The sequence below is a fragment of the Aquimarina brevivitae genome (genome assembly GCF_004216895.1).
GTDB lineage: Bacteria > Bacteroidota > Bacteroidia > Flavobacteriales > Flavobacteriaceae > Aquimarina > Aquimarina brevivitae.
This window is the reverse complement of record NZ_SGXE01000002.1, coordinates 1,044,289-1,058,603: the sequence shown is the minus strand read 5'-3', so window position 1 is coordinate 1,058,603 and position 14,315 is coordinate 1,044,289. Positions and strand designations below refer to the sequence as shown.

Here is a 14,315-nt window from a genome sequence, read left to right as displayed (position 1 = left end):
TAAGTCTATAAACTTTGCGGCGCTCCTAATTCACCTTTATCGGTTGGGCTGTTATCCACAATTAATGAGGTTATCAACAAAGAAAATAAAAAGAAGCAAAAACAAAAGAAAATCAACCACTTACATCAATATTAACTTTGTTAAATTATCTCTATGTGAACAACTATACTAAACTAAGGGCTAGCGCGAGCGTCTCGCTCGTGCCTGCTACCGCATTAAATCAAAGCTTCGATGGAGTCAGCACTTCTTTTATATGGGACTTTCTAACTAATTAAAAATTTATGATTTATAATGTAAGATATAGCAGGGAAAACTATATTAAAGATAACAGGAATTATCTGAAGTATTTCAGAAAAAAACCGTTATTCAACACCTTGATGATTTTTGTTTTAGTTGTAATTATGTATCAATGTGTGAGTTTATTTTATAAAAACGAGGTAGTTTTAACCATTCTGTTTTCCATAGGATTTACAAGTTTTTTCTTTTTTTTAATTGAGATCTACATTATAATAATCAATCTTTATAAAATTAATAAAAGCGCAAAGAGCATAGTAGAAAGGGTTGAAAACATCGTTTTTGAACCTACGGTTATAAATTTCTCTGATGGGGTGCATTCTTTTCCTGTCTTTAAAAGCCAAATAAAAGAGTGTTTAATTATTAAGGATACGTTGTTCATCGTTATGAAAAAGAAGAAAACTTGGCCCGCAAGAATCAACAAATCTGAAGTAGGAGAAAGAGAATTTGAATTGATATTGAATGAATTTAGAAATAATAAAATTAAGGTAACTGAAGTCAAATAAAACCCCACGCTAGCGCGAGCGTCTCGCTCGTGCTTATTGTATTGTGATGCTATCGGTGGTACATAAAGTTTCTTTACCAGCAGAAGCTGCTAAAAGTAGTTAAAAACAACACCTTCTAAACTATTTTATTATGAGCATAAAACAACCTATAATACTGATACTGCTGATGGCGTTTATTAGTTTAGGGATGACAAAAAAAATCGATACTAGCGATATCAAGAGTGATAGTAGTGTATACGTTTGTGGGGCGAGTATGATATATCATCGTAGCAAATCACACTCAGCCCTAGGCAGATGCAAGTCGGGCATTAAAAAGATGACGGATACCAAAGCAATAGATCTAGGTAAACGCGTTTGTAGGTGTAGTAGGTAATGGGTTAATTATCATAATAACATCGTACCTTGCTGAAGTACTCATTGTATATATGGAACGTAATTTGAAAAATACCTTAAAACCATTTTGCTATTTGCTATTGATTAGCATTTTTACGGCGTGTGCGAGTCTCAAATCAGATCCATTCGTGGATGGCCAAATGGAATTGACCAAACACAATTTGTATGCACTAAACGGAAAATACACGCGTAATCCTGTACACCATACTAAAACCCATAAAGGCGACTTATTTTGGAATTTTTATACAAGAGGCTATAATGTTGGTGCAGACAGTTTATGTGCTGTAGCACTGAAGGTAATCGACGAAAAACAGCTAAACGTAACGATTATGAAAAAGGATAGCCTCATAAAATCAAGGATTTTGAAAGGGAAGCTAAAAAATGGATATTTCGAAATGAAACGAAGGGTGTTATTTATCCCATCAATTTTTTTGAACGTTTTTAGAACCAGTAAATTTAGGATTGGATTATTAGAAAATGGTAATTTGACAACTGACTTTAAACAAATAGCGTGGGGAACTGGCTTTGTAATCATTCCCTTTTACAATAAGAAAAAGGAATTTAACGTTGAATACGCCAAAATAGATCGAGATAAAAAGATTACTGCTAAGCCCGTGCCTAATTAATTGCTTGGTAATACCCAGCTAGCTTGGGCATTTAGATCTTACTAGGGTATAGATACACTTTAATGGGTACATATATGTACGTTTACATAGGCAAGCCTTAGCTAATATTTCATCATACTCGCCACCAATACCAAATGAAACTGATAACTAAATAGTAAAACCTTTTATATTACTTTTGATACGTTATTAGTGTAACTGTGATCAATCTAAAAAAGTATCTATGTTTTTGTAGTAATGCTACGTTTTAGTGTGATGTAAAGTATCAAATTAACATAAGTATTGTCGATGTTGCTGTAACAATCTAATGGGTTGCATTACTTATTGTAAAACAACTAAAGCATACACGCTTTAATTTTATTAAATAAAACGAATTATGGCCACAAAATATCCTGCTAAAGTTTCCTACGGATTATTGATTTTTATTTTTAGTGTACTGTATGCTCCATTGGTACCTAGCCTCATCAATGCAGAAGTACACCGAGATACCATAGGACTCTTCGGGTTTTTATCCCTCGTTTTCGCTTTTGTACTCTATCTCTTTTTTGGAACGTACTATACAATAGAAGATAAGCAGCTAAAGATAAAATGTGGTTTTTTTTCTTATAATCCGATAGCAATTGAAGAAATACAAGAGGTGGCACGCACTACTAGTTTACTTGCCTCCCCGGCACCATCCTTTGATAGAATTAAAATAAAATATGGTTCGCGTAACGAAATTATACTTTCACCTAAAGATGCGCATAATTTTGTCGAGGAGTTGATCCTACGTAATCCAAGGATTCAAAACAAACTGATAACGTAAAAAGCTTTACGGTAAGGGTTTGAACAAAGCCAAGCTAATGCTACAATTTATAAATACGATACCTTACCTTTTAAGAAGTCATAGACAAAATATACTTGTACTCCATATTTCAGTCAAGGTATACGTTGTGTCACAAGCTATTTCGGTACTATAAAGCTACCAATAAGCTTTCATTTTAAACACTCTAACCTTTAATTCCTTTTGTGTGAATTTTTATCGATGAAAGGCATTTATGAAACAAATTGATAACCTATATTTCATGGTTCACTCTTTTCAATTTCCTTATCTTCGACCCCTGTAAAATGACGCTGTAGTAGTCAACCAACTAGTACCAAAAGGGTAGTAACCTTACATAAAGATGCTTATAACTAAACCAAACTGCATCGCTTTATGTAAAGGTTGAACTTTAGGTACTAGACACGCTGCTATAGTAGTTGTTTTGCTTAACTCTTAAAACAAAACATAATGGAAAAACTAACTCAGTTTTTAAACGAACTGTTAACCAACCACAACCATCAACAATTAGTTCCGCAAGATGTGCTTACTGAGCAAGTGCAACTGAAATTAGACGCTACGATCTGTGGGCGTATTACCTTACAAACACTACAGCAACCTGACCAAACTGCAATTATCGACGGAACCACATCAATTAGCTATAGCCAATTAGCCAAAAAAGCTAGTGATATTGCCGGGGAACTTCATTATCGTGGGATACAGCCTGGAGCGCTTGTAGGAGTTTGTATGGGGCGTTCGTGGGAACTTGTAGCTACCTTGATAGGGGTAATGCAAGCAGGATGCGCCTATGTGCCTTTGGATCCTGCGTATCCACAAGATCGGGTTAGGTATATGCTCACCCATTCTAAGGCGGTAGCTGCCATTACAGATGGTCCAAACACTGCAGCATTATGTGATGAGGCACAGGTGCTTATTCCTATAAACGAAGTAAGGGATTATGCTTACAGTCCCATTAAGGCATCTACAAATTGGCTGGCTTATGTGATTTACACCTCGGGTTCTACAGGGAGACCCAAAGGAGTGGCAGTAGAACATAAAAGCGTGAGAGCGATGAGTGAGGCCGTACGCGCCAAGTTTACGGATCGCGAGTTACAAGGCGTATTCGCTGGGGCATCTGTTTGTTTTGATACCTCCGTTATGGAACTTATGGGAACGTTATCCCAGGGTGGTACGGTTATACTCGGTAAAAATGCGCTCGAATTAACACAGCTTCCGGCATTAGCAAAAATAAAAACGTGTGTGATGGTTGCTTCTGCCGTACAGGCCTTACTAGCCGTTACTAAATTTCCTGAAGGAATTGAATGTTTGGTTTTTGGTGGCGAGGCCCTTAAAAGCTCTTTAGTGACTCAGATACACGCACAACGACCTGATCTAAGAATTTTAAACGCCTACGGCCCAACCGAAGACACAGTGTACTCCACTATTGCCGAAGTAACACCCGGTACTAAGGTCATTACCATAGGTACGTCTGTACCCAACTCTCGTGCCTACATACTGGATGAAAAGATGCGTCCTGTGGCTAATGAGGATGCGGGAGAATTGTATTTGGCAGGTACTAAACTAGCCAGGGGATATCTGTATGATGAAGAGCTAACTAAAGAACGTTTTATTGAGATGGATCCTACGGATCAGATTCCTGATCGTCGTTTATACAAAACAGGGGATTTATGCAGGTGGACTACAAACAAAGAAATTGAATTTTTAGGCCGTGTGGATCAACAGGTAAAAATTAGAGGGTTTAGAATCGAACTCGAAGAAATAGAAGCTACTCTGGAAACTATGCCTGATATCGATGCCGCCGCAGCCGCAGCTGTAGACGGAGGTATCGGACAAAAGATGCTAGCGGTTTATATAGTGACGCAAAACGACTACCTCACCGAACAGACTATCAAATCGTTCCTATCTGACCGATTACCATCCTATATGGTTCCTCAGATTATCAAACGTATTGCGGCGATGCCGGTATTGCCGAATGATAAATTAGATCGCCAAAAACTAACTTCGATTACTGAAACGATATCACTTTATCAGGAGGCGCCCTTACATACCAGTGCTGTTACCGCTACCGAAGAAAGTAAAGGTAATACTGATATAGTAGCCGAAGATGAGCTGTTAGCTACGATTAAAACCGAAGTGGCTTCGTTACTTAATCTAAGTGATCCGAAAGAGGTGCAATCCGAAGATTCCTTTTATAATTTAGGTTTGGATTCCTTAACAACGCTGGAGTTTAGCTGTAGGCTAAGCCAGGTTTTGGGTTTTGAATTGTCTGCAAACGCGCTTTATGAATATAGTACACCAAAAGCACTAGTGCATTATATCAGTTCGATGAATGGAAACACCAAAGCAAAAGCATCCATCCAAAATCCCCTGATACCTGTAGATTCGCTTAAGAATTTTCAAACGCATATTCAATCCAGCCATCCTACCTTTCAGGCGGCCAAAGCTAATGCCTGGGATGCCACAGATAAGAGTAAACTGGTACAAGAGGTGATGCAGATGGTCAACGACAATAGACGAAACCCTTACAGCAAAGTACTCAAAACAGGAAGTGCTACCAAAGGAATCGTAGGCGATGCCTATAATGACGAGGAGCAAGAAGCGATTATATGGACTACCAATCTGTATTTGGGACTCAATCGTGATCCACAGGTAATCGAAGAGGCTTCGGCTGCACTGCAACGTTTTGGAACCGGAATGGGAACATCGGCAGCAGCATCGGGTATGACCAATCAACATCTTGAATTTGAAAAGGAGTTTGCTGATTTAGTGGGTAAACCCAGTGCCTGTCTGTTTCCTACGGGATATACGGCTAATGTAGGGGCAGTTGCGGGTCTATTAGGAAAAAATGATGTAGTGGTCATCGATCAGCTATGTCACGCCTCTATAGTGGATGGAGCGCGGCTATGTGGTGCAACCATACGAACATTTCAGCATAATAATGCAGCTGATCTTGAAGCAGTACTGCAAACAGAAGCCTCGCCCTATAAAACGATTTTAGTTGTTTTAGAAGGCGTGTACAGTATGGGCGAAGGCGCCGCTCCGGTGGCAACCATCGTGCGTACAGCAAAAAAGTATAATGCCTTAGTATTGGTAGACGAAGCACATTCGTTTGGTTTTTATGGCGAGGGTGGCGCAGGCATTTGTGCTGCTGCAGGCATTACTGATCAGGTTGATTTTATCATGACCACCTTAAGCAAAGCGCTAGGAAGCCTTGGTGGAGTAGTGGCAGCAAGTAAAGAACATGTAGACCTATTGAAATCTTCATCTAGAGCCTATATTTTTCAGGCCTCGATCAGTCCAGCGGATATGGCAGCTGCATTAACCGCTTTAAGACGATTACGAGTAGATGATGCATTACGTGCAAGACTTTGGGAGACTACACGCTATATGCGACAGCAATTTGAAGCCGCAGGGTATGATTTAGGCACCGGTGATGGACCAATCGTTACGCCACACTTTAAGGATAAAGATAAACTGTATGCCATTGTACAGCACTTGTACCAACAAGGTATTCAAACCTCTGCAGTAACCTATCCTATTGTAGAAAGTGGTCGTGGACGTTTACGACTCATTTGTTCTGCAGCACATACCAAAGAAGATGTGGATAAAACACTGGCAGCACTGATCAAAGCAGAACGCGAAGTCGATGCACAGCTTGCCGAGAAGTATCAGAAAACCGAAGATAACACCATAGCTGATGCCGATGTAGCAGCCTGGTGTACTTCATTTACAGAGTATCTTAATGAAGTGATAACCACAGCTCCTAAAACTGTACCTGATCTGGCTATCGAAGTACGTTCTTCAGCATCTTCCAATCCATATAGCATAGTACTAAGAGGCGGAAGTGTAAGGTACACTACTACAGAAGAAAATGAGTTACCAACTTGTTCATTACTACTAAAGGATCAGGCTGCAATTGCCGCCTTACAAGCATCAGACGTGCAAGGCTTGTTAGATAGTATTTGCAAAGGTAACTGTGTACTAAATGGTCAAATTGAACCGTTTATTTGGTTTGTGGGCAGAATCGTGGATCAACGTAAGATGAGTATGATGTTAGCACCGGTATAAGCAAGCACAGCGTATTATCACACAATTTATGTTATGCTACTAATGGAAACCTATGGGGTGCATCAGTTTACCAAGCTGAATCTACTTCATAGGTTTCTATCTTTTTATAGTCTTGGCCTTCAACATTTGATATCAAAACTACTGGCTTTTCTAATTTTTCATTGGATTGTGTAAAGATTAAAGATGACCACGATTCTATTCAATCTTTTGGTTTATCTTAGTTTTAAAGTACCCCTTTAAAGGGTTTTATAGAACCCAAACTAAATCTTAGCAGTAGTTACTATGTTTGCCCCAAATTCCTTATTTTTAATGGCAAACCCCAAGTGATCTAAATGAAATCTATTTTTAAACGTAAAAAATTCTGGAAACGAGCTATTCTCGCGCTCGTACTGGCACCTATAGTAGTGTTAGGAGGACTATTGCTATATGTTCAGAGTAATCAAGCAACCCTGATCAAAGAAGAAATTGACAAACTCAATCAAGAGCATAAAGGTCGAATCACAGTAGGGGATAGTAAACTATCACTTTTTGGGAATTTTCCCTATGTATCCGTTAAAGTATTGGATGTAAAAATTATGGAAACCAAGGCATCTAACGCTCAGGTTATTATGGATGTCAAAGATATTTACGTTGGTTTTAATCTTTGGGATATCATAAAGGGAAATGTAGATATTCAATCTTTAATAGTGGAGGATGGGGTGTTTAATATTGTCATTCACGAAGATAATACTACCAATATCCAGAACTCCCTGGCAACGCCAACGGATACCACTGCAACCACCACCAATATTCACCTTAAACAAATCAAATTAAAAAATCTAGACATACACACCTTAGATGAAGCGTCCAATACCGATGTAGAAAAATTTATTTATAGTGGCTTGGGGGGATTTAGTCAAACCGATTCCAGTATCGCTGGGCATATCGATACCGATTTTGAACTGAATATCATTAAAGATGGAGATACCACCTTTATCCGTAATAAGCATTTTGAAGTACATACTGACGTCGCTTTTGATGAATCAAGCGGAGTGCTTACGATCAAGCCTTCAGGTATTGTAATGGAAAATGGTGACTTTGAGTTAGAAGGGACTATAGATACCAAAAATGACGTAGATCTGGATTTATCGATCAAAGGGACAAAGCCCAACTTTGATATGCTGATCGCATTTGCGCCCACCGATGTTATTCCGATTTTGGACAAGTACAAAAATGCGGGAGAAATCTATTTTAATGCCACCATAGAAGGCCCAGCAAACAAAGGGAATACGCCATTTATCAACGCCAACTTCGGTGCGGCCAAAGCCTATTTAGAAAATACCAAAAGTGATACTCGTATTGACAATATGGGCTTTAATGGCCATTTTACCAACGGTGCCAAGCGAGATATGACGACTATGGAATTTTCGCTGAATAACATGACAGCATCTTTAGAAAAAGGAGAATTTAACGGTTCCATTTTTGTAAAGAACTTTGAGACACCAGAGGTGGATATGAAAGTCAATTCGGACTTTAACTTAGATTTTGTGGTTGACTTTTTAGAACTAGAGCAAGTAAAGGAAGCTTCGGGTCAGATTGCTATGAAAATGAATTTTCATGATATCATTGATATTGATAATCCCGAAAAAGCGCTACAGCAACTCAACCAAGCGTATTTTGCAGAGTTAACCATCAAAGATCTACGTTTGGAAGTAAAAGAGTTCCCAGCACCGGTGCACGACTTAAATGTGCATATGGTTATGAATGGTAAAGCGGCTACCTTACATCAATTTGAAATGCTGATCGGTAATTCTGATATTTCCATTACCGGCTCTCTATCTGATCTGCCAGCTATTGTACATCATACCGAGCAACCGGTAGAAGCGCATATGGATATCACTTCCAAGAACCTGGATATCGCGGAACTGACCCGCTACTCCAAGCAAGACACCACCCAAACCGGGATAGACGAGCAAATCAAAAACTTAAGTGTAGGGTTTTCGTTCAAAGCTTCAGCCAAGGATTTTACAGAATCCAACTATTTACCTAGAGGCGAGTTTTTTATCGATAGCTTATATGCAGAGTTGAAACACTACCCACATAAATTACACGATTTTCACGCCGACGTGCTCATTGACGACAAAGATTTAAAAATCGTTGACTTTACGGGATATATAGATGATAGTGATTTTCATTTAGATGGATTGATTCACGATTATGCCTTTTGGATGCAACCCCAATTGAACGGTGATGTAGCCATTGACATGAGTTTAACTTCCAAAGCATTGCGGTTAGAGGATCTCTTTTCGTATAAAGGGGAAAATTATGTACCCAAGGAATACCGGCACGAAAGTTTTGATCGGCTGACTTTGCATTTCACCTCTAGTATGCATTATAAAGATTCTGCATTTCATTCCATTGATGTAGGGCTGGATAAGCTAGATACCAAAATGCATATGCATCCGCTTCGCTTTACTAATTTTAGAGGAAAAGTACATTATGAAGATGAACACGTGGTGATCAAAGACTTTCATGGTGAAATTGGTAAGACTAACTTTAATGTAGACTTGAATTACTATTTGGGTAAAAAACCAGAGATCAGGAAAAGAGATAATTACCTGGCGTTGAATGCCAATTATATCGATTTTGATGCCTTATTTAACTTCACTATGGATCCTCCAAAATCCAATACTTCGGTAACAGATACCACTGCAGATGTAAAAGAGCATGCAGAGGCCTTTAATATCTATGAGTTGCCTTTTACGGATATGGAATTTGATGTAGCTGTAGACCACTTTATCTATCATAGGATCGATTTACAACGGATTAAAGCCAAGCTAAGAACTACGCCAAATCATTATATCTACATAGATACGCTACATATGGATGCTGCGGGAGGTAGCGTACAATTGAGTGGGTATTTTAACGGTAGTGATCCTAAGCATATTTATATGAAACCGAATCTGGTGATGCAAAATGTAGATTTGGATAAACTACTATTCAAATTTGAAAATTTTGGTCAGGATCATTTGGTATCCGAAAATTTACAAGGCAAACTAACAACCACCATAAAAGGAAATATACGCGTATATCCAGATATGGTGCCGGATTTGGATCAGTCAACTATAGATATGGATGTAAAGGTATTGCAGGGAAGTTTAAAGAATTACGATCCTATGCAAGCGCTATCCGACTATATGGGTGATAAAAACCTGCAGCATATCCGCTTTGATACTTTGCAAAATAGTTTAGCGATCGATAAGGGCAAAATTCGAATTCCTGCAATGACCATTGAATCTACCATAGGGCATATGGAACTGTCAGGTACCCACGATAGTGACCAAAATATCGATTATTTTGTACGCATTCCGTGGAGAACCGTTCGCAAAGCCGCCTGGCAAAAGATATTTGGCAGTAAAAAAGAAGATTCCACCAGCGTACAGCAGCAAGATGAAATCATTGAAGTGGATCCAAACGAAAAGATCAAATACCTTAACCTAAAGATCAAGGGAAGTATTGATGATTATAATATTTCATTGGGGAAGAAAAAGAAGGAGTGATAGGGTAGAAGGTATCAATTTTACTACTATCGAATATCTTTGAGTAATTTTAACGCATACTTTAATCTAAACATAAATGAAACTTATTACTGGCTTTTTGTTTATCATACTTGTTACCACATTCACAGCTTACGGCCAAACGATTGAACAGCAATACATGGAGAAGCTCAAATTTATTGTAGGGGATTGGGTGGGTGTTTCTGCAGCCTATGAGGAAGGCAAGATTAAAGTACAAGTGCCTGCATATGAAAAGATAAGTTACCAATTAGATAAGAGTATCATCACTATCGATTTAAAATCGGAATCACTACAATTGCATACCGTGATTTATTATGATGCGAAGGACAAGACCTACTACTACAATTCGTATTACCAAACCGGAGCCGGTAGATACAAGGCTACCTTATCAACGGATAATAAGTTTATTGTTAACGCTAGTCCGACAAAACGATTTATTTTTCACGCCCCTACACCCGATACATTTCAGGAGTATGGCGAAAAACTAGTTGATGGAAAATGGATCAAATATTTTGAAGATAATTTTACGAGAATTGAATAGTACTTTAATTTAATAGTACCGATCAAATAATCAATGCCATTACTCAAAAAACAGTGTTTTTACAATGTATAGTAACAACCTCAAGTTAACTCATTAACTCTGTTACTTCTGCCTTAATGATACTCAATGCAGCATCACTAGGGGCACCGTTTTCGACCACTTTGGTAATAATCGTTTCTCGCATCTTAGCAGCCGTATCTACAGACTCATCCATAACCGCTTTTCGGATAAGTGCTATGGTATTGTTTTTTGCAGTGCGTACTGCGCTCCAGGATTCATCGGTGATATAGATTTGTTGCGTTAGATTGTGTTCAAACTCCTGATCTATGGTGTGAATTAACAAATTTTCATATCCCTTTTTATCATCGGATACCGGAGCCATTCGCTGCATCAGTTTGCCTGGTGATATCCGCTCTAAAAACAGTGCCATGCGTTCATATGCCTGCAATCGTAGGGGCAAGGATTGTTTTTGATTTTCTTTATGTAGCAAATACCTTCGGCGTCGCTCTTCATTATCCGTATGCATTTTAAAATATAAATACGCGAGTACTGCCACAAATAAAGCAGGGAAAAGTGATAGGATTAATGGAATAATTTCAATTTTCATATCTAGGTTTACTATTTTTTTGAAGTGTTATAGGAACCCCCAAGGTACGGACAATCTTTTAATTCCTGAAGTCCTTTGTAAGGCACAATCGTTTTTTGGTACTTAAAGGATTCCTGCAAGGTTCTTGTTAATTCCCCATCATCCACGTTGGTTTCGATATCGCGCATATTAAATTCACACGGATGTTCGTACCCAGCAGCGTGGGTAATTTCGATAAGTTCTTTTCGGAATGTTTTAAAATACTGTGCTAATCGATCAGACTTTAAAGGGACATTGATACCGTTTTGCAACCATTTGTTTTGTGTTGCTACTCCCGTTGGACATTTGTTCGTATGGCATACCTGTGCCTGGATGCAACCAATACTAAGCATGGCTTCTCGGGCGACATTGATGCAATCCACACCCATCGCAAAGGCCATAGCACCTTTAGCCGGAAAACCTAGTTTACCACTACCGATAAAAACGATCCGATCTGTTATCGCGTGCTGTTGAAAAATTTTATAGATTTTCGTAAATCCATAAATCCAGGGTAACGATACATGATCTGCAAAACTTGGTGGAGCTGCTCCGGTTCCACCTTCACCACCATCTATAGTAATAAAATCTGGTCCTTTGTTGGTACTTTTCATTAAGTCTGCTAGCTCTTGCCACTGATCGGTTTTACCAATCGCCGCTTTGATACCTACGGGCAATCCTGTTGCCTCAGCTATGGCTTCTATGAATGTTAATAATTCGGGTACTGTAGAAAACGCAGTGTGGTAGGAGGGAGAGAGTACATCTTTTCCTACTTGGACACCTCTTATTTTAGCGATTTCGGGTGTGATTTTTGCACCAGGTAGCACACCTCCTTTACCAGGTTTAGCACCTTGTGATAATTTAATCTCAATTGCTTTGATAAAGGGGTTGTCAGCTACTAATGCTTTTAACTTCTCCATAGAAAAGTTACCTGCCTCATCCCGTACCCCAAAATATCCGGTACCAAAATGAAAAATCACATCACCTCCATTACTATGGTAGGGGGATAATCCGCCTTCACCGGTGTTGTGATAGGCATTGGCTTTGTCCACACCTATGTTTAAAGATTCTACCGCTTTTGCTGATAGAGAGCCATAACTCATGGCAGAGATATTGATGACAGAGGCGGGGCGATAGGGTTTTTTCCGCTTATTATGTAAACCCATAACTTTTGCACAGGGTAAAAAATACTTATCTAGTTGATTCGGATGATTTTCTTCCATCCGAAAAGGAATCATCTTATTTTTTATAAAAAGATGCTGATGCACGTAGATGTCTTGATCCGTACCGAAGCCTTCGTAATTATTTTCGTTTTTTGAAGAAGCGTACACCCAGCTTCGTTCAATACGATTAAATGGAAGTTCCTCTCGGTTATTTGCTACAAAATATTGCCGAATCTCCGGGCCGATACTCTCCAGTAAATATCTGAAATGACCAATAATGGGAAAATTGTGATTGATCGTATGCTTTTTATTGATAACGATATCCTTAAAAGCAACAATTACCAGTATCGATAATATCCAGGCCCACCAAGGAATTTCGGCTATTTTTGTTAGGATAGCTTCCATAATACTTAATTTCTTGTCTTATTGCGCGTTTAGATAATCTAAAGTAAGTTGCGACATCACTTTAACCCCTAGTAATAAACCACTTTCATCAATATAAAAATCTGGGGTATGGTGTGCTGCAGCTTTTTCTAAGGTTTCGGGTTTACCTCCTAAAAAGAAATAAAATCCAGGTACCACTTCTTGGAAATATGAAAAATCCTCACCACCAGTGGTCGCTTTCGCTAAAATTACATTTTGTTTACCGGCCACTGCTTGTATGGTAGGTAGCATTTGCTTCACCAGATCAGGATCGTTATAGGTTATCGAAGTATTATTTTGAAATTCAATAGTAGCTTCAGCATTATAGGCTTTGGCAATTGCAGGAACCATTTCTTTCATTCTGCGAATGATAAGTTCTCTCATCTTTGGGTCTAATGTACGCACAGTTCCGATCATTTCAGCAGACTCAGGAATGATATTAAAACGCACCCCACTGGTAATTTTACCCACCGTGATTACTGCAGCTTCGTCTACCAAAGGAGCTTCTCTACTGATAATGGTTTGCAATCCATCGATAATTTTGGCAGAGATCATAATCGGATCTACACCGCTCCAGGGAGCAGAACCATGTGTTTGTGTACCTTTGACGTTAATCACAAAGCGTTCTACGGCTGCCATAGTACCGCCAGGCTTATATTTGATCATATTTACCGGAGTACCTGCATTGATATGCAATCCAAAAATAGCATCTACATCAGGGTTTTTGAGCACACCTTCTTTGATCATAAGTTTGGCTCCACCTTCTTCTCCTGGTGGTGGTCCTTCTTCAGCAGGTTGAAAAATAAACTTAACCGTTCCGTTTATTTTATTCTTATGTTTGGCGAGTATTTCTGCCACACCCATTAGAATAGCAACGTGGGTATCATGACCGCAAGCGTGACTAACACCTACTTCGGTATCTAAAAAAGTGGTTTTAACCGTAGATTTAAAAGGTACATCTGTTCGCTCTGTAACTGGCAATGCATCGATATCTGCACGTAAGGCTACTGTTTTTCCGGGTTTATCTCCTTTAAGTATACCTACCACACCGGTTTTGGCTACATTTTCAGTAACCTCAATGTTTAAGGACTTTAGGTGTTTCGCTATTTTCTTTGCCGTTTCGAATTCTCGGTTAGAGAGTTCAGGGTTTTGGTGGATATCCCTTCGCCATTCGATTACCTTGTTTTCGATTTCCTTTGCAGCAGCGGCAATCTCGGGATCCAGCTCCTGTGCTAGGGTAGTAGTGGTAGCAAGTAACCCAAAGCAAAACAGGAGTGGGTATTGAAGTTTTTTGATAAGCATTGT

General features: G+C 39.0%; 8 protein-coding genes. 5 read left to right on the top strand and 3 right to left on the bottom strand.

Annotated elements, in window-relative coordinates; all coding sequences use genetic code 11:
• The first annotated feature begins 1,225 nt into the window (after positions 1 to 1,225).
• The 5 genes from EV197_RS12435 (at position 1,226) to EV197_RS12415 (ending at position 10,802) form a co-directional block, all read left to right on the top strand.
• Entirely contained in the window at positions 1,226 to 1,819 is a 594-nt protein-coding gene (locus EV197_RS12435; protein WP_130287085.1) for a hypothetical protein, read from the top strand.
• Positions 1,820 to 2,192: 373 nt separating this feature from the next.
• Positions 2,193 to 2,621 (top strand): PH domain-containing protein, encoded by a 429-nt coding sequence (locus tag EV197_RS12430; protein WP_130287084.1) that lies wholly within the window; start codon positions 2,193 to 2,195, stop codon positions 2,619 to 2,621.
• A 465-nt stretch (positions 2,622 to 3,086) separates the two neighbouring features.
• Positions 3,087 to 6,704: an amino acid adenylation domain-containing protein gene (locus EV197_RS12425; protein WP_130287083.1), complete on the top strand. Its 3,618-nt coding sequence runs from the start codon at positions 3,087 to 3,089 to the stop codon at positions 6,702 to 6,704.
• 332 nt (positions 6,705 to 7,036) lie between these two features.
• Positions 7,037 to 10,243 carry an AsmA-like C-terminal region-containing protein gene (locus tag EV197_RS12420; RefSeq protein ID WP_130287082.1) on the top strand — a complete coding sequence of 1,069 codons (3,207 nt, stop codon included), beginning with the start codon at positions 7,037 to 7,039 and terminating at the stop codon, positions 10,241 to 10,243.
• Between the two features lie 76 nt (positions 10,244 to 10,319).
• Positions 10,320 to 10,802, top strand: a complete 483-nt coding sequence (locus tag EV197_RS12415; protein WP_130287081.1) for a hypothetical protein — start codon at positions 10,320 to 10,322, stop codon at positions 10,800 to 10,802.
• Positions 10,803 to 10,887: 85 nt separating this feature from the next.
• On the opposite strand, the gene EV197_RS12410 is transcribed toward EV197_RS12415, so the two are convergent.
• From EV197_RS12410 to EV197_RS12400, 3 genes are read right to left on the bottom strand one after another with little or no spacing between them, the layout of a single operon-like run.
• Positions 10,888 to 11,409: a DUF7935 family protein gene (locus tag EV197_RS12410; protein WP_130287080.1), complete on the bottom strand. Its 522-nt coding sequence runs from the start codon at positions 11,407 to 11,409 to the stop codon at positions 10,888 to 10,890.
• Between the two features lie 11 nt (positions 11,410 to 11,420).
• On the bottom strand, positions 11,421 to 12,992 hold the full coding sequence (locus EV197_RS12405) for an FMN-binding glutamate synthase family protein (RefSeq protein ID WP_130287079.1): 1,572 nt from the start codon (positions 12,990 to 12,992) through the stop codon (positions 11,421 to 11,423).
• A gap of 18 nt (positions 12,993 to 13,010) precedes the next feature.
• The gene (locus EV197_RS12400) at positions 13,011 to 14,312 is read right to left on the bottom strand and encodes an amidohydrolase (RefSeq protein ID WP_130287078.1); all 1,302 of its coding nucleotides are present in this window, start codon (positions 14,310 to 14,312) and stop codon (positions 13,011 to 13,013) included.
• Between the last annotated feature and the right edge of the window lie 3 nt (positions 14,313 to 14,315).